Raw genomic sequence first — 23,094 nt, 5'->3', positions numbered from 1 at the left:
CATGCTGCACCGCCTGCTGCCGCATCCCTGGCTCAGCCTGATCCTGCTGCTGATGTGGCTGATGCTGGCCAACAGCATCGCCCCCGGGCATTGGCTGCTGGGCGCGCTGCTCGGCTGGGCCATCGGCCGGCTGGCCGACCGCTGGCTGGTGCTAAGCGCGTTCCGGCTGTCGCGTCCCGACCTGATCCTGCGCCTGAGCATCCATGTGCTGATCGACATCGTCATGGCCAATATCGAAGTGGCGATCCTGGTGCTGGGCCGCACCGCGCGGTTGCGGCCGGCCTTTATCGTGGTGCCGCTGGACGTGGAGCACGAACTGGCCACCACCGCGCTGATCAGCATCGTCTCGCTGAGCCCCGGCACGCTGTGCGCCGAACTGAGCGACGACCGGCGCGCGCTGCTGGTCCATGTGCTCGACCTGGAAGAAGAAGCGGCGCTGGTCGAACGCATCAAGTCGCGCTATGAAGTCCCGCTGAAGGAGATCTTCCAATGCTTGCCATCGTGATACCGGTGTGCCTGGTCATCCTCGGGCTGGCCTTCCTGCTGACCTTTGCGCGGCTGCTGCGCGGGCCCAGCCTGCCGGACCGCATCGTGGCGCTCGATACGCTCAATATCAATGCCATCGCGCTGATCGTGCTGCTGGGCATCAGGCTCGATTCGGCGATGTTCTTCGAGGCGGCGCTGCTGATCGCGGTGATGGGCTTCGTCGGCACGGTGGCGCTGGCCAAGTACCTGCAGCGCGGCGACATCATCGAATACTGAGGAGCCATGCCCATGCTGCATCCCGTTGCGGAGTTCGTTGTCTGCGCGCTGCTTGTGACCGGCAGCGTATTCATGCTGGTGGGGGCGATCGGGCTGTTCCGCCTGCCGGATTTCTTCATGCGGCTGCACGGGCCCACCAAGTCGACCACGCTGGGCGTGGGCGGGGTGGTGCTGGCGTCGGTGGCGTATTTCAGCTTCCGCGGCAATGCCAGCCTGCATGAGCTGCTGGTGACCGCATTTCTGTTCCTGACCGCGCCGATCAGTGCGCACATGCTGTCCAAGGCCGCGCTGCAGCGCCAGCTGCCGGTGGACCCGCGCACGCGCGGCAGCGGCTGGATGCCGCGCATCCGCGACTGAGGGCCTTCAGGCGTTCTGCAGCAGGCGCATCAGGCGCTGCGCGTCGAACGGCGCCTTGACCTTCTTGTCATTGTCGAAATAGCAATAGACGTCGCGGTGCGCCGCCTTGCGCGGGCGCCTGGGCGAGATCCGCTGCGCATCGGCCGGTTCATGGCCGCTGGCCCATTTTTCCAGCCGCGCGGCCCAGCGGTGCAGCGCCTTGTCGGAGTAGCTGCCACCGTACAGCGTCTGGCTGCCGTGCAGCCGCAGGTAGAGGAAATTGCTGGTGATGTCTTCGGCGTAGGGCCAGTCGGCGACGGCGTCGGAGATCACCAGCGCCACGCGGTGGCGTCGCAGCAGCGCCGGGAATTCGGGCGTGCAGAAGCTGTCGTGCCGGATCTCCACCGCGTGCCGGATCCGGCGACGGCGCCGCGTCTCGCACCAGGGTTGTTTGACCCGGCTGTCATGCTCGCGCGCCAGTTCGCGCGCGCTTTGGGTGTCATGCGGCAGCAGGGCAAGGAAGCGCTCCATCCGCTCGGGATCGAAGGCAAAGCTGGGCGGAAACTGCCACAGCATCGGGCCCAGCTTTTCCTCCAGCGCCAGCACGCCGGACGCCAGAAAGTTGGCCATGGCCGGGCGCGCCTTGTCGTCGCGGACGCGCAGCATGTGCGTCAGGTAGCGCGATCCCTTGACGCTGAAGACAAAATCGTCGGGCGTGGCGTCGTACCACGCGCGATAGCTGCGCAACGTCTGCAGCGCGTAGTGCGAGCCGTTGATCTCGATGGAATCGACCGCGCGCGAGGCGAACTCCAGCTCGCGCCGTTGCGCCAGCCCCTTGGGATAGAACACGCCGCGCCACCCGTCGTAGCGCCAGCCCGAGATGCCGATCCGGATCATTGCCTTGCCTGCGAGTGCCCTGTATTTTTTCCAATATGCACGCCACGCACGGCGCGCAGGCCTTGCCAACGCCTACAGGAGGAAAGGTTCCATGACTGCCACGCAAGTTTCGCGCCTTGATGCCTGCGCCTACCTGCTGCACCTGCTGCTGCAGCGCGCCGAGGCCAGCCAGCCCGGCTTCCTGGAAGACCTGATCCGGGGCGTTGCCGCCGACCGCGCCGCCATGCCCGAGGTGCCGGACCGGGAACACGCGCTGCCGGTATTCGACGAAGTACTGCGCATGCTCGAATTCGCCAACGCACAGATGAAGGAAGCGCAGGCACTGGGACGGCCCTGACGACGTTGCGCCACGGCAGGCAGCGCCGTCTGGTTTACTTTCGCGGCCAGGTGTCCTACACACACTGAGGCGATCCCGGGCTTCCAGCGCGCCGGGCAAGGGGACTTCCAATGGCTTTGCCGAATGCCGACCACCCGGATTTCGACCACATTTTTGCGGGTGCGATCCCCGACGTATACGCGTCGATGATGGTGCCGATGATCTTTGCGCCCTATGCCGCCGACCTGGCCGAACGCATCGCCGCGCTGCAACCGCGCCGGGTGCTGGAACTGGCTGCCGGCACCGGCGTGCTCACGCGCGAACTGGCGCGCCGGCTCGCGCCCGACGCCATCATCGTCGCCACCGACCTCAATGCGCCGATGCTGGCGCGGGCCCAGGCCGAGGGCACGGAGCGCCCCGTGACCTGGCGGGAGGCCGATGCGATGGCGCTGCCGTTCGGCGATGCCAGCTTCGACCTGGTGGCTTGCCAGTTCGGCGTGATGTTCTTCCCGGACAAGGCCAAGGCCTTCGCCGAGGCGCGCCGCGTGCTGGTGCCGGGCGGGACGCTGGCGTTCAACGTTTGGGACCGGATCGAATTCAACGCCTTTGCCCGCGATGTCACGGCGGCGCTGGCGCGCCTGTTCCCCGAATCGCCGCCGGATTTCATGGTGCGCACGCCACACGGCTATCACAGCCAGGTGGCGATCGAGCAGGACTTGCGCCAGGGCGGCTTTACCGCGCCGCCGCTGTTCGAGACCGTCACCGCCACCAGCCGCGCCGATGACGCCCGCATCCCCGCGGTGGCGTACTGCCAGGGCACGCCGCTGCGCGCGGACCTGGAGCGGCGCGGTCCCGACGCGCTGGCGCGGGCGACCGAGGCGTGCGCACGGGCGTTGGTGGCGGCATATGGGGACGGTCCGGTCTCCGGCCCGATGCAGGCGCACGTGGTGATGGCCGGCGCCGGCGCGTGACGGATGTCCGGGCATGGCGCCTGCGGCAAGCGCGCCATCGGTCCGCCCGTCAGGCCACGCGCCAGGCCACGCGCCGGGCTGCCGGAAAACGGCTTATTCCCTACACTGGATTGATACGGATCACCGCCCGCAGCACGGAGCCTGGCACACCCGCATGGCGCGCCAGGGAGGGAGCCTCGGATGCAGCCGGACCAGCCAGACCACAAACCCGTGTCGCTTGCCCTGCAGGGCGGCGGCATGCACGGCGCCTTCACCTGGGGCGTGCTCGACCGCCTGCTGGAGGACGGCAGGCTGGTGATCGAAGGCGTCAGCGCCACCAGCGCCGGCGCCATGAACGGCGCGGTGCTGGCCTATGGGCTGCTGCAAGGCGGCAGCGCCGGCGCGCGCGAGGCCTTGCACTCGTTCTGGCTGGCGATCTCGAACTCGGCCCAGCGCTACAGCCCGTTCCGCTGGATGCCCTGGTTCAAGACCGGCCATACGCTGGGGCTGAACCATTCGCCCCTGTACGCCATGGCCGACATTGCGCTGCGCCTGCTATCGCCGTACCAGTTCAATCCCAACAACCTGAACCCGCTGCGCGAAGTGCTCGGCACACAGGTGGACTTCGCCGCGCTGCGCGAGCATTGCCCGATCCAGCTCTACCTGTGCGCGACCAATATCGAGACCGGCCGCATACGCATCTTCCCGCCGGAGGAACTGAGCATCGATGCCGTGCTGGCGTCGGCCTGCGTTCCCACGCTGTTCCAGGCGGTGTGCATCGATGGCCAGTACTACTGGGACGGCGGCTATGTCGGCAACCCGGCGATCTTTCCGCTGATCTACCACTGCCAGACCCGCGACGTGGTCATCGTCCATATCAACCCCATCGTGCGCCGCGGCGTGCCGACCTCGGCGGCGGATATCCTCAACCGCGTCAATGAACTCAGCTTCAACTCATCGCTGATGCGCGAGATGCGCGCCATTGCCTTTGTCACGTCGCTGATCCAGCAGGGCAAGGTGGACGGGCGCGAGATGAAGGAGATGTGGATCCACTCGATCCGCTCCGACGAAACCATGGCGGCGCTCGGCGTGTCGACCAAGTACAACGCCGACTGGGGCTTCCTGTGCGCACTGCGCGACCAGGGCAGGGCGCAGGCCACGGCCTGGCTGGCGCAGCACTACGACAGCGTCGGCCGGCGCTCCAGCATCGACATCAGCGGCGAATTCCTGTGACGCCGGGAGGGCCCGGCTGCGCCAGCCGCCACGCCAGGTTGCCGCGCGCGCGCGCCTCGCAGCGCGCGTGGAACAGCTCGGTGTGGAAGATGCGCGGGCTGTCCAGCAGCGCGCGCAGGAAGGCACGCTCGGCGGCGTCGTAGGCCTGGTCGTCGAGGTCGGTGCGCTCGGCGCGCAGGCAGGCGCCGTTATGGCGGAAGCGCCTCCGGCCGCAGCCCAGCGCGGCCAGGTCGATATCCGCGGTAAAGCGGCCCGCCGTGCTGGCAGGAATGCCGTCGTGGACGGTTTCCAGCACCAGTGCGGCGATCCGGCCGGCCGTGGCCATGCCGGTCCCCCATTGCCGGATCCAGCCGGCGCTGCGCGCCTCGTTGTCGGTCGCACCGGGCACATAGATCACGTCATGGCACCACAGCGCCAGTTCCACCGCATCGGCATCGGCCGTGTCGATGGTGCTGCGTGCCCAGTCCAGGTCGCGCAGGCAGCGGCGGATGTGGTCGAGGGTGTGGTAATGGCGGCCCGGCTCGCCATAGCGGCCGGCAAGGTCGGCATAGGCGTCGCGCGCATGCGCGCCGCCCGCGCGCGTCCACACGGCATGGAAGCGGTCCTCGAGCTGGCGGGCCTGGAGCGGAGTCATTGGCGCACAGGGGTTGTGGTGTCGCTGGCAGTGCCGGATACTTCGCCTTCCAGCTGCGCCAGCAACGCTGCGGCCTCCTGCTGGTCGGCGGTGTCGGCGCCTTCGGTCAGCGGGGCCAGGTACCGGGCCAGCGTCTCGCGCGCCATTTCGGCCTTGCCTTGCGCGCGCCACAGCCTGGCCAGGCTGCGCGCGGCGCGCAGCGCCAGCAGCCGGGCGCCTTGCTCGCCGGCGATGCCGAGCGCCCGGTGGAAGCAGGCTTCCGCTTCCTCGAGTCCGGGCGGCTGCATCCGGCACAGCATGTCGCCGCGCAGCCGCCACAGCGTGGCTTCGTCCAGCCGCTCGCCGGTCTTTTCCGCCAGCGCCAGCCCGCGCGCTATCGCTTCCTGCGCGGCTTCCGGCTGTCCGGCCTTGCAACAGGCATCGGCCAGCAGCGACAGCAGGTTGGGCGTGCCGAGCACGGCGCCGGTGCCCTCGTAGGAAGCCAGGCCATGGCGGATCCGGGCGATCCCCGCCTCGGCCTCGCCAAGTTCGGCCATCGCCCAGCCTTGCACGACGGTTCCCCACGCGAGGTAGATCGGGAAACCCTGTTCGCCCGAAATCGCGATTGCTGCCTCCGCATACTCGCGTGCCAGCTTCGCTTCGCGCCGGCACTGGTGCACTTCCGCGGCGAAGACCAGGCACAGCGCCAGGTTGTAGGCATCGGGCCGCGCGCGCGCCATCACCAGTGCTTCCTGGCACAGCGCGCGGGCATGGTCGGGACAGCCGAGGTACCACAGGATCCAGCCCAGCGTGCTGGTCGCGTGCACGGCCGGATCGCGCCCGTAGCCCATCAGGAAGTCGTAAGCCTGCGAATCGGGGTGGGGCAGGCCGATCACCGTCTCCATATGCGAGCGCGCGGCGTCGAGCTTGCCCAGCCGGAACAGCGTGGCGCCCAGCACGCGATGGCCTTCGGCCAGTTGCTTGGGCCGCTGCGACTGCAGCGCCAGGCCGAGCAGCCGCTTGCCCAGCGGCAGCGCCACCTGGTATTGCGCGCGCAGCTGGTAGAAGGCCCACAGGCCGAGCTGCGCGGAAAAGACGTAAGGGGTCTGACGGCCCTGTTCGCACAGCGCCAGCGCGCGCCGGTAGTTGGCCTCGACTTCCTGCGACGCCTGCCCGCGCGCGGCCATCAGCGCCGGCCCCAGCGTCAGCAGCAGCGTCAGTTCCTGGCGCGCGCGCTCGGCGGTATCGGGCTGGCGCTTGAGCAGCTCGATGGCGGCGCTCAGGTGCCGGATCGCCTCGGCCTGCGCCGAGCGCTGCAGCGCCTGCTGGCCGGCGCAGTGCAGGTATTCGACCGCCTTGGGCACATTGCCGCTGAGGCTGTAGTGGTGCGCCAGCTCGCTGCAATAGTCCTTGAGCCGGCCCTGGAACAAGTCTTCGATCGCGCGCGCCGTGGCTTCATGCAAGGCGCTGCGGCGTTCCGTCAGCAGCGAGTTGCCCGCGACTTCCTGGGTCAGCGCGTGCTTGAAGACGTACTCGACCTCCGGGAATGCCGGGCGTTCATGGATGAAGTCCGCGGCCTGCAGGTCGGCCAGCAGCGGATGCAGCCTGTCGTCCTCGAGCCCCGCCACGCGCAGCACCAGGCTTTGCGGGAATTCCTTGCCGATCACCGCCAGCGTCTGCAGCAGTTCTTTCTGCGCCAGCGGCAGCCGGTCGATACGCGCGGCCAGCACGCCCTGGACCGTGGTCGGGATATGGAGCAGCGCCGGCGCCTGCTCGATGCGGTAGCAGCCGGGCTGGCCCAGCAGCGCGCCTTCCTCGGACAGGGTCTGGACCACTTCCTCCATGAAGAACGGGTTGCCTTCGGTCTTGTCGAGGATCAGCCGCTTCAGCGGCACCAGGCTCTGGTCGTCGCCCAGCAAAGCGGTCAGCAGGCCCTGCGCCTCGGCCGGGCCCAGCGGCTGCAGCCGCAGCTGCGAGTAATGCGGCCCCGCGTCCCAGCGATGGGTGTATTCGGGCCGGTAGTTGACCAGCAGCACCATGCGCGCGGCGGGCACATGGTCGACCATCATGTTGAGGAAGGCTTCGGTCTCGCCATCGAGCCATTGCAGGTCTTCGAAGATCAGCATCAGCGGCTGGTTGACGCTCTCGCGCACCAGCAGCCGGGCGATCGCGTCAAAGGTGCGCTGGCGCCGGATCGACGGATCCATGGTCGGCAGCGGCGAACCCGGTTCGGTGGTGCCGAGCAGGTAGAGCAGGTAGGGCAGGTTATCTTCCAGCGAACGGTCGAGCGTCAGCAGCCGGCCCGTCACCTTCTCGCGGCAGGCGCGGTCGCCGTCCTGCGCGGTGATCTGGAAGTAGTTCTTCAGCAGTTCGATCAGCGGCAGGTAGGCAAAGGCCTTGCCGTGCGAGACCGAGAACGTCTCCAGCGCCAGGCAGCCCTGTTGCGAGCGGGTCTTGAACTCATGGAACAACCGCGACTTGCCGACGCCCGCTTCGCCGACCACGGCGACAATGCGCCCGCTGCCCGCCTTGGCGTGCTCCAGCGCCTCATTCAGATGCTCCAGTTCCTGCTGGCGCCCGACGAAGCGCGCCAGCCCGCGGTGCGCCGCCACCTGCAGCCGCGTGCGCAACGCGCCCAGGCCCACCACCTCGTACACCGCCAGCGGCTCGCGCACGCCCTTGACATGGGTGGTGCCCAGCGCCGTGAACTCGAAATAGCCCTCGGCGAGCTTGTGTGTGGATTCGCTGACCAGGATCGATGCCGGGGTGGCAATCCCTTCCATGCGCGAGGCAATGTGGATAGTGTGGCCGACCGGATCGTAATCGGTATGCAGGTCGTCCTTGCGGATCGATCGCACCACCACCTCGCCGGTATGGATGCCGATGCGGATCTGGAGCGGGATGCCTTGCTCCAGCCGGACCCGGTCGCTGTGGCGATGCATCGCGCCCTGCATCCGCAGCGCGGCGTACAACGCGCGCAGGGCATGGTCCTCGTGCGCGATCGGCGCGCCGAACAGCGCCAGGATGCCGTCGCCGAGGAACTTGGCGACATAGCCTTCGTAGTGGTGGACCGCCTCCATCATCAGCGTCACGACCGGGTCGATCAGGCGGCGCGAGTCTTCCGGGTCCATGTCCTGCGTCAGCGCGGTCGAGCCGGCCATGTCAGCGAACAGGGCGGTGATGGTCTTGCGCTCGCCGGCGGCCTCGCCGCGGGCTTCCATCGCGGCCTGTTCGGCCAGGATGCGCTCGGCGAGGTGGGGCGGGGTGTAGTGCACGGGGGCGGTCGCCGGCGGCCGGGGCGGCTGGGGCGGCTGGGGCGCGGGTTGGGGCGCAGGTCGCGGCGCGGCTGTATCGCCGAGGGAAACACCGCAGGCGCGGCAGAACTTGGCCGCTGGCGTGGCTTCAGCGCCACACTGTGGGCAAATGCGGGCAAGCCTTGCCCCGCACTCCTCGCAGAAGTTGGCGCCCGCAAGGTTCGCGAAGCCGCAATGCGTGCAGCGCATTTCGCCTCCTGACCGGACCGGGTCATGCCGACCCGCCTGTTCAGACTATTAGAGGCAGATTTGGGCGGCGTGGCAAGGTGAGGGCGGTGGTGGCGCGGTGGTGGCGATACAGGGCCGGCTTCGGCACAATGCAGGGCCAGCCATGTGCCGCGGGCACGGTATCCGCTTGAGGAGAACCGCCATGAAAAAGAGCGAAGCGCAGGACAGCAGCCAGGACAGCATTCCGGCTTCCGAGCTGATCGATGCCAGGATCCGCGAGCTCGGCGACTGGCGCGGCCAGATGCTCGGCCGGCTGCGCGCGCTGGTCAGGGAAGCCGACCCCGAAGTCGTCGAGGAATGGAAATGGCGCGGCGTCCCGGTCTGGTCGCACGACGGCATCATTTGCACCGGCGAGACCTACAAGAACGTTGTCAAGATGACCTTCGCCAAGGGTGCGGCGCTGGACGATCCTGCCGGCCTGTTCAACGCCAGCCTGGAGGGCAACACCCGGCGCGCCATCGATTTCCAGGAAGGCGACAAGATCGACGAGAAAGCGCTGAAGACACTGGTCCGCGCCGCCGTGGCGCTGAACCAGTCCACGCGCAGGCGCTAGCCTCAGGCAGCAAGGCGCCGCTGCTGCCGGCGCATGCCGTCGAAGATCGCATCGGCCAGGTCCAGGGGGAATTCCGGCGGCAGCGCGGAAGCGGCGGCGTCGATGGCCCGGCCGGTCTGCGACACGACCTCGTCGAGCATCGACCCGACGTCGTCGGGCGAGAAGCCGATGCGCTGTCCCTGGGCAAACCAGTGTCGCCGCTGGATCTCCTGGATGGCGTAGTGCGAATTCTTGCCGTGCAACGCCATCGCCAGCCGGGCCCGTTGCGGCGCCACCTGGTTCTTGCCCCTGCCGATGATCGGATGCGCCGACAGGATGTCGTACAGCGGCGTTGCTTCATAGCGGCTGCCCGGCAGATGGCTGATGCTGAAGTTCTTGCCATGGCCATCAGTGGCGGCAAGCAGCCAGAACACGATCTGCGCGAGGAAGAAGTTGCGGCGATCGGACAGCGCCGAGCGCGAGCCGGAGAGGATGTCGGCGATCTGCTGGATGCCGGGCCCGCCGTCCGACTCGTACTTCTGCAATGCCGACGTCCCGGTGGCCTGGCACATGTCTTCCTGCGGCAGGCGCAGCAGCCAGGAACCGTCGGCCGAAGGCTTGCGGTCGAAGCGTTCGACCACCAGTGCCTTGACATCCCCGAAGCGCGCGATCTCGCAGGCAGCGACCGGCAGGCCAAAGGCGGCGACGATCCTGGCGCAGAGCCATTCGTTTTCCACCGAGGTCCGCATGTCGGCGCGCATATTGCCCACCAGTCCCATCGGCAGCTTGAAGATATGCGTGGTAGGCGTACTGCCTTGCGGCAACAGCCAGTGCCCGCCCCAGCGCAGCAGCGCGGTCTTCTCCTGCGCGCCGGCGATGGACAGGCGCAGGTCATCGATGGGCTCGCGCAGCCCGAGCACGGGCTCGGCCGTGGCCTCATGCAGCAGGGTGGCGATCTCGGTCTCCGACAGCGGGCGGCCCTGGACGCGCTTCAACGCCGTCGGTGCCTCCTGCGGCGGCAGCATCTGGAGGGCGCCGGCACAGTCGCGGCCGAGCTTGGCCAGCAGCGCGAAGGCGTCGGTCCCGCCGGTCCGGTACCGGGCCGCGATGCGCCGCCTGATGGCATCGCTGTCGGGCAGCAGGTTGTCGAAATAGTTGGCGACGACGGGCCCGCGGTGGGGCTGGTTGCCCGGCGTAAAGGGTAATGACAGGGACAGCGGCCGGCCTTGCGGGTCGGCAATCCAGTCCTCGCGATAGGCCAGCCGGTCGCCGGCGGGCGTGGTTTCCCAGTGACCCACCGGCAACCCGTTCATCCACAGATCGAGACGCCTCGCCTGCGTGCCGCGCGCCATGGCTACCAATCCTCCCGCTGTGGCCTGGTGCTCTTGCGGGCGGCGCGGCTTGCCTTGCCGCCAGCGGGCTTTTTCGGCTGTTCCGTTGTTGCCTTGCGGGCAGCCTTGCTTGCCGGCAGGGAGGCGGGACTTGTCTCTTGCACAGGTTCCGGCTGCACCTGGGGCACCTGGGACACCTGGGTATCCGGGGCAGGGGACAGCACCATCTCCACGCCGAGCACGCGCAGTGCCTTGAACAGCCGCTCGACGCTGGCCGCGGCGGGGTTGGCTTCCAGCTCGGCGTAGGTCTGCTGCCGGACGCCCAGGTAAGCCGCCATCCTGGCCTGCGTCAGGCCCCTGGACTTCCTGAAGCCCTGCAGGATCGGCCGCAGCTGGGTGAGGGTATGGATGGGATATTGCATGGCGCCGCCTGCCGTCCCGGATGGCAGGCCATGAGTTGCTGATGATGTACAGGATATAGCCTGTTTTGATGTTTTACAAGCTGTAGCCTGTATCTTGAAAATACAGGATTTGACCTGTGTATTGTGAAAACAGGGAATCGCCTGTATGGCCCCAGGGGTAGAACCCACGTACGGCGTTATCGCCGGACAAAAAAAACGCCAACCCGTTATGGGTTGGCGTTTTGCCCGGGGTATGACTGGTATCAGAACTGGTTCATGGTGTTGTCTTTACCCGCCGCTTTCAGGGCCGCTTCGCCGCTGAAATACTCCTTGTGGTCGTCACCGATGTCCGAGCCGGACATGTTCTGGTGCTTGACGCAGGCGATGCCCTGACGGATTTCCTTGCGCTGCACGCCAGCCACATAACCCAGCATGCCCTGGTCGCCGAAGTATTCCTTGGCCAGGTTGTCGGTCGACAGTGCGGCGGTGTGGTAGGTCGGCAGCGTGATGAGGTGGTGGAAAATGCCGGCTTCGCGCGACGCGTCTGCCTGGAAGGTGCGGATCTTTTCGTCGGCGAGCTTCGCCAGTTCGCTGTCATCGTATTCCACGCTCATCAGCTGGCTGCGATCGTAGGCCGACACATCCTTGCCCGCGGCCTTCATCGCGTCATACGCCTGCTGGCGGAAGTTCAGGGTCCAGTTGAACGACGGGCTGTTGTTGTAAACCAGCTTGGCGTTCGGGATGACCTTGCGAATCTCGCTGACCATGCCGCCGATCTGGGCGATATGCGGCTTTTCGGTTTCGATCCACAGCAGGTCGGCGCCGTTCTGCAGGGCGGTGACGCAATCCAGCACGCAGCGCGCTTCGCCCGTGCCGGCGCGGAACTGGAACAGGTTGCTCGGCAGGCGCTTGGGGCGCAGCAGCTTGCCGTCGCGCTTGATGATGACATCACCGTTGCCCAGTTGGTCGGCCGACAGTTCGTCGCAATCGAGGAAGGAGTTGTATTGGTCGCCCAGGTCGCCCGGCGTGTGGGTCACGGCGATCTGCTTGGTCAGGCCGGCACCCAGCGAGTCGGTACGGGCCACGATGATGCCGTCGTCCACGCCCAGTTCCAGGAAGGCGTAGCGGATGGCGCGGATCTTGGCCAGGAAGTCTTCGTGCGGCACGGTGACTTTGCCATCCTGGTGGCCGCATTGCTTCTCGTCGGACACCTGGTTCTCGATCTGGATGCAGCATGCACCCGCTTCGATGAACTGCTTGGCCAGCAGGTAAGTGGCTTCGGCGTTGCCGAAACCCGCGTCGATGTCGGCGATGATGGGCACGACGTGGGTGACGTGATTGTCGATTTTCGCCTGGATGGCGGCCTTGGCAGCGCCTTGGGCAGCATCCAGCTCGCGGAACAGGCCGCCCAGTTCACGCGCGTCGGCCTGGCGCAGGAAGGTGTACAGCTCGCGGATCAGCGCGCTGACGGAGGTTTTTTCGTGCATCGACTGGTCCGGCAGCGGGCCGAACTCGGAGCGCAGCGCGGCCACCATCCAGCCGGACAGGTACAGGTAGCGGCGCTCGGTGCTGTTGAAGTGCTTCTTGATGGAGATCATCTTCTGCTGGCCGATGAAGCCGTGCCAGCAGCCCAGCGACTGGGTGTACTTGGACGAGTCAGCATCGTAGGCGGCCATGTCGGCGCGCATGATCTTGGCGGTGTACTTGGCGATGTCCAGGCCCGTCTTGAACTTGTTCTGGGCACGCATGCGGGCGGCATACTCGGGATTGATGGCATTCCACGCGCTGCCGTGGTTCTCTTTCAAAGCAGCAACTGCCTTGATGTCGTCTTGATACTGGGCCATGTGAATTTCCTAGGGGTAGGGAGCGTTTGAAAAAATGGTCGAGTGTGCCGCTACGGATGTCGAAGCAAGCAGCGTGGACTTATTGTAGGGCGTACTTGATGCGTTGCGGCAAGGTCTTATATAAGACATAAGAGTTAGTTTTTCTTTATTTTTCAATGAGATAGGAAGTAAATTTTGCGATGTGGAACGGGTTTTCAAGCAACGAAAAGCAATGCTGTGAAAAACTGGCGTGGATTCCATAATGTGAAATCAGCTTTCAGTTCACGCATTCGGGCAACAGTGGCACGCCGCCCAAGTGCGATCTCGCTAGGTCCAAGGTCCCGCCTGTACTTGATGGCATCGGAAAGCAGGTTGAGGAGGAGTTGCGATGTGCAGGAGCCCGGCCAAGGCCGGGTCGAGCGAATGAACGCCACGCTGCAGAACCGGCTGGTCAAGGTTTGCATCGCAGCAGCCCAGCATCGCCATCGGATGCCCGTTTCAGGCGATATTCGATTTCGTACCGCCCATGCAGAGTAGATGGCCGGAAGACATTGCTTAAAGCGCTTCTGCCAACGTTATCGTAACGATGCCACGCGCTTTATACGGCCCGCTCGATCCTCTCCCAACTCATCGCCCAGCCATACAACGCAATGCATCCGAACACCAGCATCGTTGGCCCGAATACAAACGACAGGAGCGGCATCATCAGCAGCGAACAGGTCACCATCAGATAGACGTGTAGCGCTAGCTGCATCGGCACTGCGATCACCACGAACAAAAGCGTGAGTAGCGTCAGGAATATCTTCTTCGGCCAGGAGAAGTCAAAGATGTAGTAGACCAGCGCATGCCCCCATGGCAACAGGAACAGGAAGCTCGCGCAGGTCTTGACGCCGTTGTCCACATACCTGCTGGCAGTGTACGGAAAACTCTGTGGCGCCACCGCGAAAAACAACAGTGCTGTGGCCTGGATGAACACAGCGAACAGCAGGAAGTACCGCAGTGGCAGGTACTTGTCGCGTATCCGGAGCGCCATCAGGCAGACAACCAGCGTGGCGACCAGCGATACACACCAGGTCAGCACGTCCGGCGCAGGGGCCACGACATCGGTGTAGGGCAGGTTGAAGTCGAACCACGCTACCCGCGTCAGTTGTTCGATGACGCTGCCTTCGATCCCGAGCTTGTCAACCCAGAAGCGCAGCACGGCAGCCCAGAGCCCGCTGATACGGTCGCGCAGCAGCCATTCGCCCAAATTGAATGCCACCGGCACCAGCAGGATAGCCGCAAGGGAGGTGACGGACAGCGTCAGATGGTCCAGCGAGCGATGCCTGGCCAGACAGAGAATGCTCAGGCCGAGGGCGTCGCTTTGGTCGTGTGTGGCTGCAGTGTGGCCGGTAGGTTGTGCCATGGCTAGAACTCCGCGAAGACACCGATTTCCGCTTGCTTGCGCGTGTAGGACGGGTTGTCGTAGTAAATGGCTCGAAGGTTGATGCCGTAGCGCTTGGTGAACCATTTGCGCCACGTCAGCGACACTTCATGACTGTTGAAGTCACTCAGCAGGGCCTGCTCGCCGGTGAGCTGGTAGGCTTCACTACCGCCGTCGTATTTCAGGGTGATGAACTGGTCCTTGTCGCGTCCGTAAGTTACCGCGACGATGCCGCGATTCGAGCGGACATTGCCAGGATCGCTGCGATTGAGCCGTGCGTTAAGCTGGATGATCCACGGCGCGTCAAAATAGTAGATCAGGCCGAGCAGCAAGGTCTTGTCGGTATAGACTTCCTTGGCGCGGTAGTAGGTAAAACCGGCGTTGACCACCAGGTTCTTCTTCTCGAGCAGCTTGCGGAAGATAAGGCCATCGACCCGAACCTCGGGCAGGAAGAAGCCGCCCGCGCTGGTGCCGGCGCTCAGGAAGCCGTACCAGTCCTCGTTGAAGGTGCGGGTATAGCCCAGACCGAAGAATGTACCCTGGTCGCCAAAGTGGCTCTGGTGGCTGATTTCGCCAGTCACGTAATCCTTCGGGGTCAGGTTGACTCCGCCTCGCAGGTACTGGTCGTTCCAGCTGGCATTGTCGCCAGTGAGGTTGGCGTGCCCAAGACCACCTTCGATGAAACCCGTGAGCAAGGGCACGAAGGTCCGGGGAGGGGTGGCTTCAGCCTGCGCGCGAACATCGGTGGTGGCAAGCAGTGCGAGCATGCCCATCAAGGGCAGGGCTTGGGCGCCGTGAATTCTTGTATCCGGGGGTTTCGCCATGGGAATCCTGTGGATTTTCTGATCGATGTCGCCCGGAGGGGCCTGACAGGACCCTCCGGCCCGCAAGCTGCAGACACACCATACACCGCCTCGCGGCGATCGGTCGATAAAGTCCGGCTCATTTTGTCGCCTTCTTGCATGTCTGGTCCGGGGTGAGTCATCGACACCGCAGGCCCGGGGCAGGCGGAGCGATCGCCTGCTCAGGGGTCAGGCGCGATTCGAATGCCAGGTATAGCGCCTCTTCCAACACATTCCAGTGCTTGCCATGGCGGAACTGGATGGAACGCAGGCGCCAGCAAGTGATGGCATCCTTGTCTCCCATCCGGTCAGCTACCAGGGCCACCAGTCCCCAGGGGAAATCAACCTCTGACATCTGCAACCAGGCCCAGCGGTTCTCTTTCATCCACGACTGGTAAGCGACGACATGGGATCGGCCGGCGGGATGGATATCGCCCAGGATGGGGAAGATCTGCGCGACGGCGTCGGGATAGAACTCGAACTGTTCGCGCGGCTGGGTGCTGACGAGGTAGCGGCTAGCGCGCCAGAACACGCGCAGGATGTCCTTGTCCAGCTGCTCGGCCTTGCGCTGCCAGGCAGCGGCGCCCACGGCGTCTCCATGGCGCTGCCGATAGAGGCTGGCCGCCTTGAAGGCGCTTGAGACTTCGACGTTGTCCATCAGCAGGGCCACCGGAAGCCTGGCGGAGATGTGGTAGACGCCGGAGCCCGGGTCGCGCAGCCTGTCCAGGTAGCGGCTGGCCTTGTCGAAGCTGGCCTGCCACGCCGGCGGCATGCCCTTGGGCGGCGCGCTGCGGACCAGCAGTTCCATCCAGGCGGCCATCAGCGCATCGTCGGCGTCGGCCTCCTGGCAGGAGACGAAGCGTTGGCCCCGCTCGCAATAGCGGTCGAAGCGGCCATCGGCTTGCTGGCGCGGCAATAGCCATGCAATCCAGCGGGTCGCAGCAATTCGGGTGGTCATGCCGGCGTCCTGCGCGGCCAGCAGTGCCTTGGCCGCGAAGTAGGGATCGACCGAGTCGCCGGCGAAATAGGTGGTGATCGCCCCGTCGGGACGCTGGTAGTCTGTCAGCGTGAGCTCGACCGCGTCCGCCGGCCGGTGGACGTATGTGGCAAGGGCCAGGAGCAGGACAAGGAGGGTTTTCATGGCAGGTGGGGAGGTTTCATGGGGTGGCCACATCGGCCAGGACTCGTCCTTTCTCCGGGGCGCATGCCGCCCCATAGACCACCGTACCGACCCGTACGCGGAGCACCGGCGCCACCACGGTGGTGCGCTTGTTCGCCGCCCCGATAACGCTGCGCGCCCCCACTTCAATCTCGCGCTCGGCAGCCACCGGCCCGGCGATGGCACACTCGCGGGCAATGGAAATGGCGCCCCCGGCAATCAGTGCGCCGTCAATGCGCACCCGCGGGCCTAGCCAGATGCGGCCGTTTGCCTTGACGCTGCCGATCACGCGCGCGCCGGAGCCGATCCACAAGTCGCCTTGCACGATAAGGTCACCGCGATACAAGGTGCCGGCGGGAAATGTCATATCGTGCGTTACCAGCCAGCGGCCGTCCGAGGGCTCGGAGGGGGGATTCAGCACTTCATGCGCCCAGTCTCCGCCGGGTGGGGCGGTGGCGTCCATGTCGGGCGGCGCGGCCAGGTGACGGCCGCCGAAACCGATTTCCGCCGCGCTGACAGACGTGAATTCGCAGTCCTCTTCGAGCCGCATGGCGTAGAGGGCGGAGAGCGGTCCGAGCAAGCGGCAGCGTGGCTCGACATGGACAGTGCGGGCGTGCGCCCAGCGTTGCACCTCGCTATCGCTGCGCACCAGGATCTCGCCTTCGGACAGCAGGACCTGCATGCGATTCCTTCGGCCCGTGGAGATGCCACGCCGGCCGTAGATGTCCCTTGAAAACGTATAGCCGTCAGGAAGCACCAGTGAGCCGCTGGTGACAATGGTTCGCGCACAAGTGCCGATGAGCGCCTCCGCCGCCGTGGGCATGAAGGTGCCTGTCACCTGCACCAGGGGCCGCAATGCGTTGGCTGAGTAAAGTCGGCCACGCAAGCCTTGCCTTGCCCCCCCCCGCCCGACCATCGCACGAAAGTCCGCGGCGACGGCCGCGACATCCAGCGTGTGTTCGCTATCGATTGCCAGCGGCCGTACATCGAGCCGGCGTCGCCATTCAAGCACTGCGGGTATCAGCGGCAATCCGAAGAGCAGCATGGTGAGGATGCCAAGCAGCAGGGCCCACATGTTCAGCTCCTTGGGCGATAACGCGTGGTCTTGTCCCACCGCAACTCGCGGCGGAGCACATAGTCGAAGGCGAGCTGACCAAGAATGGCGCGCGACACGGTCAGCATGCTGACGAGGAAGCCGAAGTAGTTCATCGGCAGCAGGCGGATGCGCTCGCGGCTGCCGTCCAGATACACGGCGGCGGCGATTTCGAAGAAGGCGGCAAAGTTGCCCAGCGTCCCGTACGACATCAACGCAAACAGGATTACCGCTTCACCGAACAGCGGCAGGCCACCAGCGTAGTACAGCAGGATGGCCAGCAGCCAGCCGAACAACATCAGCGGCGCCATCATGTAGATGCCAAGCAGCGCCACACCGTCGATCTTCTCGAACAAACCGTGGTTGCGGCAGACGGCCATCTTCCAGCCGTGCCGATAGAGCGCCTGGTTGTGGCCCTTGGTCCAGCGCATGATCTGGCGCACCCGCACTGGCCAGGTCTCGGGCACTTCTTCATAGCACTCCGACCAGTTCTGGTAGACAGTCTTCCAGTTGGCCAGCAGCAGCCGGTAAGTCAGGTCGGTGTCTTCGGCCAGTACATCGTCGTGCCAGCCGCCGACGCTGCGTAACGCCCGCATCCTGACGCCGCCGACGGTGCCACCATACTGGGGGACGAGGCTCAGGTTCATGCGGGCCTGCTGGTCGACCTGATAGCCGCCGGAGCGCTCCAGATCGAGCAGCCGCGTCAGCAGGTTGCTACCGAGGTTCAACGGTACGACGCGGCCCATGGTCGCGCCGACTTCGGGGTCGAAGAACGGCGCCACCAGTTGCTTGAGCATGCTTACCGGCGGAAGGTAGTCGGCGTCGAACACGACGATGATGTCGCTGGCCACGGCGTCGCTGGCATCCTTGAGCGCGGCTGCCTTGCCGGGCTTGCCGTCGGCACGGTGAAACGGTGTGATGCGTCCCGGGTACTGCTTCACGAGGTCATCGATGATTTCGCGCGTACAGTCGCTGGATCGGTCGTTGACGGGCATGATGGTAAGCCGGTCGGCCGGATAGTCCGCGTGCAAGAGGCATAGCAGCGAGCCGGCGATCACTGCCTCTTCGTTATGCGCGGCGACCAGCACGGTGAGGCTGGGCCAGTGCGCGACGTCGATGTCCAGGTAAGGATGGCGTTGCCTGCCGAACAAGCGGTTTAGCGTGAACATGTAGTGGCGCACGGCATAGAAGATCACCAGGCCGACGATCAGCAGGAGCATGGCCGTCAGCGGCGGCACGATGGCCTGCACGTCCGCGCGTTCCGGCGGCGGCTCGATCGACGTTGGCTTGGTCAGGGCCGGCGGGCGCAGTGCCGGCGCCGTACCGGCGCGCTCTTCCAACGTGTCGGGCGACGTCATTGCCAGGTCCACCGCTGCGCCGGACGGTGCGACTGCATCGTGCGCAACGAGCCTGGGCAGCGGTTTGGTGGCATCTTCCGGGGTTCCTGGACCCCGGGAGAAAATCTTCCCGTGCTTGGGAACTTCCGTGGCTGCTGCTGCCATGGCGGGCGTCGCAAAAAAGAGCAGCCCGCTCAGTGAAATCACTACGCGATACGTCGCACACATGTCGACGACCTCCTCCGTTGCCTTCTCATCGCAGGGTGTTTATGCCGCGCGCCCGTCCCGGGGGGCAGGCGCGGTGAGTCCCTGTGCCTTTACTGCTTGCCGGCGACAAAGGCCAGCGAGGTCCCTCCCAAGGAAGTGACAATCCAGTTGTTGGTGTCCCATGTCACCAGCGCTAGCCCCTGCGTCACGACAGGTTGTGTGTATGCCGAACGCGGCAGCACCCAGGCCATGTCGGTCATGTCCGTCGGGTGCGTCGCCTGGAAAGCCCATGAATTGCCGTTATCGGTGGCTTGCCAGGCGGTCTGCTGGCGCCGCTGCGCGAACTGCGCCAGCGTATCCATCGTGTACCAGCTGAACTTGCCGTTTGCCTTCACGTTGTCCGCCTTGTTGAAGATGACGTTGAGCGTCCTCGGGTACTGGATGGCGCCCGCCGGATGCATGTAGATCAGCCGGCTGGTGCGATTCTTCGCCACGAAATCGATGAGCTGCCGGTACCAGGTGTTGACGTCGGTCACAGGCACGTTGAATTCCTGGAACTCCTCGAACGTCGCGTTCGGCCCGAACGGCATCACCGGAAAGGCGCGGATCGTGTTGTTCGACAGTACGCCATCGCGATAACTGCGCGTCGGCGCCATCCCGGTGTGACCCAGAAAGTAGTAGCCGGTGTTGCCGTTGGCTTCGATCCAGTTGACCGACCACTGGGGCGTATTCCCTTGCGGCGCGGAGTACTCGACCGCGGCGCGTCCGGCCACGCTTTCCACGCTCTGCTTGTTCAGCATCAGGTACTGCTCGAAGGAGGACTGGTTGGACTCGCTCGCATTGGCACCCCAGTAGTCATGGATCCATCCGCCATGGCTGCCGATCTTGTGCCCCTTCGATTGCAGCGACAGCAATAGATTCTTTGCCGAAGTGTTCTGCGACAGGTTGACGCCCTTGCCGTCGCCGAAGTCGATGTGGTCAGGACCCGCAGTCACGGAAATGGAGAACGGGCTATTGCTATTGTCGAAGGTGCCCCAGGTATTCATTTCCACCGCGGGTGCGATCTGGTCGCCGGCGCAGAGGTGCCAGTTCAGCACAAGCCCGCCAAGCGCCTTGGGCTGCGCGGACAGCCGCGGCATCTTCATCAGGTTGGTGCCGAAATAGCGCAGGAAGCCGTGCATCAGCATGCCGTCGGTCTGGCCCTTAAGGTAAGAGAGCGGCGTGTTGACGAACAGCACCCGCCCCGAGCCGAAATCGCGCAGGCCCGCCACCAGTCCAAAGTTGGGCGACGTGATCAGGGCAGAGCCCGGATAGGTTCCCTGCGTCACGAAGCTCGGATAAATCAGGAAGCCATAGACATAGCCCGAGACGCCTTCAACCGGGTCCGTCGCGCCTGCGTCCCACAGCATCGACTTGCCCGGCGGCACCTGCAGGGTCCGCAGCGTGCTGCCCAAACCGGTGATCGGCCCCACGCCGATCATGTTGCCGAGCAACTGGTCATAGAGGACGTAGTCGACCCCTGCGAGATTGCTGAGCCGGCTTTTCGGGACGGCATAGAAACCTGTGGTGGTGAGCGCGCCGAAGTCGTACACCAGCATCAGGCTGCCGCCCTGCGTGGTGTAGGTTTCGAGGGCGGCGATCAGCGCATCGCTGGCGTTGACGTGCACCTGGTCTGGCAGGATCACGCCGGAAAATTGTGCTGGGGTCGTGCCCTGCTGGAACTGGGTGTCGTTGATAACGGTGATCTTGAGGCCTTCCTCCTGCGCGGCGTCTAGCCATGCCGACACGCGCGGATCGGGAAGGGCAAAGCCATCGGGCACCAGCAGCGCGATCTGGTTGGTCGCGGCGTGCGTCATGGCCGGCACGGTAAGCGCCAGCGCGAATACCATCAGCAGGGCCCGGAGCGCCAGGCAACTGCTTCGCCGCAGAAGCGAATTGGATTTGTTGAACACGGTCTTCTCCCAGCGCGATGTATGTTGATTTGCCTCGCCGTGCATTGCGGCCACCGTGGGGAAAGCCCTTCCGGGCGACCGTTCTGGAGCCGATATGTCGTCAGGCATCATGTGCATGCGTGCGTCAATCCGGCTCGGCACCCGGGGCCGGCGCAAGCGTGTACGTGCCCGACTTCACCTTCGGCCCGGACACGGCCTTCTTTGGCTTGATCGCCTTCAGCTTGTCCTTTTGCTCCTTGTTCTTGCCTTTCCCTTGCGCTTCGTAGGCAAAGTCAATCTGGAAGCTATGGTTGTAGCCCTTCAACCCACCCGGATCCGCCGGACTCGCCGGCAGGTAGAGCGGGGCCTTGGCCGCGGTCGCTGCCGCTTCTTCGGTCAACGCGGCATGCGCAGGCGTCCATGCCAGGGCGACGGCGGCTACCACAACGATGGCTGTAGCGGACGTGCCCGCCGCTGCGACAGTCGTTGCGGTATTCGTTGCAGTACGTAAGCGCTTCATTTGCCTTGCTCCTCCTGCTTGCGGTGGCCATTCGGCTTCGGGGGCGTGGCGCCCGGCCGCCGGCTTCGTTGATGCTTCGCTTGACTACTGGGTGGCGACGTTGACGTTGACCGCTTCATCACCACCTTGCCGGTACGGCTCAGGTGACGCCGCCTGCAGCGCACCGACGATGCGTTCGCTGGCGCGGCCGTCGCCGAACGGGTTGTGCGCGCGCGCCATGCAGGCGTACTCCGTCGGGTCGTTCAGCAAGTGCTCCGCGGCCGCGATGATGCGAGCAGGGTCGGTACCGACCAGCCGAGCGGTACCGGCGGCCACGGCTTCCGGCCGCTCGGTGGTTTCCCGCGTTACCAGCACCGGCTTGCCCAAGGCCGGCGCCTCTTCCTGGATGCCGCCGGAGTCGGTGACGATCAGATAGGCGCGCGACATCAGGAACACAAAGGGCAGGTAGTCCTGCGGATCGATCAGGTGGATGCTGGGGTGCCCGCTCAGGATCGCCTGCACCGGACCCTGCACGCGCGGGTTCAGATGCACCGGATAGACGATCTGGATATCCGGATTGCGGTCCGCCAGCATGCGCAGCGCGCTGAACAGCCGCTCGAATGGTGTACCGAAGTTTTCGCGCCGGTGTCCGGTCACCAGCACCATTCGGCGCGTCTCATCCAGGAATGGGTACCGGCTCGCCAGCCGGCCGCGCATTTCGGCATCGGCGTCCAACCTGGCCTTGACCTGCAGCAGCGCGTCGATGCCGGTGTTGCCGGTCAGGCTGATGCGCGCCGGGTCGACGCCTTCGCGCAGCAAGGCTTCCTGCGCCTGTTGCGTCGGCGCGAAATGCCAGGACGCCATCACGTCGGTCACGCGCCGATTCATTTCTTCCGGCCAAGGAGCGCTGAGATTGCCAGTGCGCAGTCCCGCTTCGACGTGGCCGATCGCGACGTTTCGATAGAAGGCTGCAAGCGTGGCGGCCAGCGTGGTGGTGGTGTCGCCGTGGACAAGCAGGGCCTCAGGCAGGAAACGGTCCAGGACCATGTGCACGCCTGACAGTACGCGTGTCGTGATGTCGGACAGGCTTTGCCCGTGGCTGATGACGTTGAGGTCATAGTCCGGCACGATTTCGAAGAGGCGAAGTACCTGGTCCAGCATCAGACGGTGCTGGCCCGTGACGCAGACCCGCAACTCGAAATGGCTGGATTCCCGAAGCCGGTGAATCAACGGCGCCATCTTGATGGCCTCGGGTCGAGTTCCGAATACAGCAAGGACCTTCATCGGCATGTGATGTCTCTGGGTTACTTCGCCGGTCGGTTGGCGGACGATTTGCCTGGTCAGTCGTCCCGCCCGGCGTTGAACGCAAGGCTGAGCCGCGATGCGTAGACCTGAATCACTTTTTTGTTATGTCGGGATATGCATGCCGCGACATAACCGAGCGATGGTTGTGCCAGTCATTCGTAGCCTGATGAATTCATTACGAATTCTTGGGAGCAACAAACCGTGCCGACGACCGGAGCCGTCTGCATGGTTGCATTTTTGTTACAAGGGAATATCTGGATAGGAATCTAAGACGTTTGCATTGCTGCACGGCAGAGCGGGGCCAAACGTCAAGAGGTGATATCAACGGCGCGAGCTTGCCGCGCATGCCATCACTCACGGGGCATGTCGGGTGTGGGTACCACTACCCAATGTGCCTCAGAATTGTTTCAGAATTCGACCTTTGCAAATCCCAAAGCAGGTCCGCATGGCGTGCCCAAAGGCTGAAAAAACAATGCATGAGCACTCAGGCTAAGGCAAAGCGTGAATAGCTAATGCTACTCGCGTGTGCAGGGATGTCCGCAATCATATCTTTGCGGAGCAC

General features: G+C 65.0%; 21 protein-coding genes. 7 read left to right on the top strand and 14 right to left on the bottom strand.

The genetic code is table 11. The annotated features are described in order from the left end of the window. Position 1: 1 nt before the first annotated feature. The 3 genes from E0W60_RS19115 to E0W60_RS19105 are packed head-to-tail and all read left to right on the top strand — an operon-like array spanning position 2 to position 1,119. Positions 2-505, top strand: coding sequence for a Na+/H+ antiporter subunit E (locus tag E0W60_RS19115; protein ID WP_135705262.1), 504 nt, complete (start codon positions 2-4; stop codon positions 503-505). Further along, positions 490-762 (top strand): K+/H+ antiporter subunit F, encoded by a 273-nt coding sequence (locus E0W60_RS19110; RefSeq protein ID WP_135705261.1) that lies wholly within the window; start codon positions 490-492, stop codon positions 760-762. Before E0W60_RS19115 ends, E0W60_RS19110 begins: the two co-directional genes overlap by 16 nt. 12 nt (positions 763-774) lie before the next feature. Further along, entirely contained in the window at positions 775-1,119 is a 345-nt protein-coding gene (locus E0W60_RS19105; RefSeq protein WP_133096156.1) for a Na+/H+ antiporter subunit G, read from the top strand. A gap of 6 nt (positions 1,120-1,125) precedes the next feature. On the opposite strand, the gene E0W60_RS19100 is transcribed toward E0W60_RS19105, so the two are convergent. Then, positions 1,126-1,995, bottom strand: coding sequence for a DUF72 domain-containing protein (locus E0W60_RS19100; protein WP_135705260.1), 870 nt, complete (start codon positions 1,993-1,995; stop codon positions 1,126-1,128). 91 nt (positions 1,996-2,086) lie between these two features. Here E0W60_RS19100 and E0W60_RS19095 point away from each other — a divergent pair, with 91 nt between their 5' ends. The 3 genes from E0W60_RS19095 (at position 2,087) to E0W60_RS19085 (ending at position 4,494) form a co-directional block, all read left to right on the top strand. Next, entirely contained in the window at positions 2,087-2,332 is a 246-nt protein-coding gene (locus E0W60_RS19095; RefSeq protein WP_135705259.1) for a hypothetical protein, read from the top strand. Positions 2,333-2,442: 110 nt separating this feature from the next. After that, the gene (locus E0W60_RS19090; RefSeq protein ID WP_135705258.1) at positions 2,443-3,282 is read left to right on the top strand and encodes a class I SAM-dependent methyltransferase; all 840 of its coding nucleotides are present in this window, start codon (positions 2,443-2,445) and stop codon (positions 3,280-3,282) included. A gap of 180 nt (positions 3,283-3,462) precedes the next feature. After that, a complete protein-coding gene (locus E0W60_RS19085; RefSeq protein WP_133096152.1) occupies positions 3,463-4,494 on the top strand; it encodes a patatin-like phospholipase family protein in 1,032 nt (343 codons plus the stop codon). Here E0W60_RS19085 and E0W60_RS19080 read toward each other — a convergent pair. Both E0W60_RS19080 and E0W60_RS19075 read right to left on the bottom strand, forming a co-directional pair. After that, positions 4,475-5,128 carry an HD domain-containing protein gene (locus E0W60_RS19080; protein WP_135705257.1) on the bottom strand — a complete coding sequence of 218 codons (654 nt, stop codon included), beginning with the start codon at positions 5,126-5,128 and terminating at the stop codon, positions 4,475-4,477. The genes E0W60_RS19085 and E0W60_RS19080 overlap by 20 nt on opposite strands. Beyond that, the gene (locus E0W60_RS19075; protein WP_135705256.1) at positions 5,125-8,610 is read right to left on the bottom strand and encodes an adenylate/guanylate cyclase domain-containing protein; all 3,486 of its coding nucleotides are present in this window, start codon (positions 8,608-8,610) and stop codon (positions 5,125-5,127) included. Before E0W60_RS19075 ends, E0W60_RS19080 begins: the two co-directional genes overlap by 4 nt. Before the next feature lie 181 nt (positions 8,611-8,791). On the opposite strand from E0W60_RS19075, the gene E0W60_RS19070 reads away from it, so the two are divergent. Beyond that, complete coding sequence (locus E0W60_RS19070) at positions 8,792-9,202, top strand: DUF1801 domain-containing protein (RefSeq protein WP_135705255.1); 411 nt, start codon at positions 8,792-8,794, stop codon at positions 9,200-9,202. A 2-nt stretch (positions 9,203-9,204) separates the two neighbouring features. Here the strand turns inward: E0W60_RS19070 and E0W60_RS19065 are convergent, their stop codons facing one another. The 11 genes from E0W60_RS19065 to wecB all read right to left on the bottom strand — a co-directional run bounded on the left by E0W60_RS19065 (position 9,205) and on the right by wecB (position 22,517). Continuing rightward, positions 9,205-10,533, bottom strand: a complete 1,329-nt coding sequence (locus tag E0W60_RS19065; RefSeq protein ID WP_135705254.1) for a type II toxin-antitoxin system HipA family toxin — start codon at positions 10,531-10,533, stop codon at positions 9,205-9,207. A gap of 2 nt (positions 10,534-10,535) precedes the next feature. Continuing rightward, positions 10,536-10,934 (bottom strand): helix-turn-helix domain-containing protein, encoded by a 399-nt coding sequence (locus tag E0W60_RS19060; protein WP_135705253.1) that lies wholly within the window; start codon positions 10,932-10,934, stop codon positions 10,536-10,538. Between the two features lie 242 nt (positions 10,935-11,176). Next, positions 11,177-12,757: an isocitrate lyase gene (locus tag E0W60_RS19055; RefSeq protein ID WP_135705252.1), complete on the bottom strand. Its 1,581-nt coding sequence runs from the start codon at positions 12,755-12,757 to the stop codon at positions 11,177-11,179. Positions 12,758-13,334: 577 nt separating this feature from the next. Beyond that, positions 13,335-14,141 carry a hypothetical protein gene (locus tag E0W60_RS19050; RefSeq protein WP_135705251.1) on the bottom strand — a complete coding sequence of 269 codons (807 nt, stop codon included), beginning with the start codon at positions 14,139-14,141 and terminating at the stop codon, positions 13,335-13,337. Between the two features lie 2 nt (positions 14,142-14,143). Beyond that, positions 14,144-14,983 carry a YaiO family outer membrane beta-barrel protein gene (locus tag E0W60_RS19045; RefSeq protein ID WP_135705250.1) on the bottom strand — a complete coding sequence of 280 codons (840 nt, stop codon included), beginning with the start codon at positions 14,981-14,983 and terminating at the stop codon, positions 14,144-14,146. A 157-nt stretch (positions 14,984-15,140) separates the two neighbouring features. Next, complete coding sequence (locus E0W60_RS19040; RefSeq protein ID WP_240745971.1) at positions 15,141-16,142, bottom strand: hypothetical protein; 1,002 nt, start codon at positions 16,140-16,142, stop codon at positions 15,141-15,143. Positions 16,143-16,158: 16 nt separating this feature from the next. Next, the gene (locus E0W60_RS19035) at positions 16,159-17,235 is read right to left on the bottom strand and encodes a hypothetical protein (protein ID WP_135705248.1); all 1,077 of its coding nucleotides are present in this window, start codon (positions 17,233-17,235) and stop codon (positions 16,159-16,161) included. A 2-nt stretch (positions 17,236-17,237) separates the two neighbouring features. Beyond that, a complete protein-coding gene (locus tag E0W60_RS19030) occupies positions 17,238-18,611 on the bottom strand; it encodes a glycosyltransferase (protein WP_167884587.1) in 1,374 nt (457 codons plus the stop codon). Between the two features lie 296 nt (positions 18,612-18,907). Further along, a complete protein-coding gene (locus tag E0W60_RS19025; protein ID WP_218959515.1) occupies positions 18,908-20,686 on the bottom strand; it encodes a hypothetical protein in 1,779 nt (592 codons plus the stop codon). A 187-nt stretch (positions 20,687-20,873) separates the two neighbouring features. Beyond that, a complete protein-coding gene (locus E0W60_RS19020) occupies positions 20,874-21,248 on the bottom strand; it encodes a hypothetical protein (protein WP_135705245.1) in 375 nt (124 codons plus the stop codon). An 84-nt stretch (positions 21,249-21,332) separates the two neighbouring features. Further along, a complete protein-coding gene (gene wecB / locus E0W60_RS19015) occupies positions 21,333-22,517 on the bottom strand; it encodes a non-hydrolyzing UDP-N-acetylglucosamine 2-epimerase (RefSeq protein WP_135705244.1) in 1,185 nt (394 codons plus the stop codon). Between the last annotated feature and the right edge of the window lie 577 nt (positions 22,518-23,094).

Origin of the sequence: Cupriavidus oxalaticus, from assembly GCF_004768545.1 — a bacterium.
Lineage (GTDB): Bacteria > Pseudomonadota > Gammaproteobacteria > Burkholderiales > Burkholderiaceae > Cupriavidus > Cupriavidus oxalaticus_A.
Note: the sequence above shows the minus strand (reverse complement) of the source record. Positions and strands in the feature narration are given on the sequence as shown.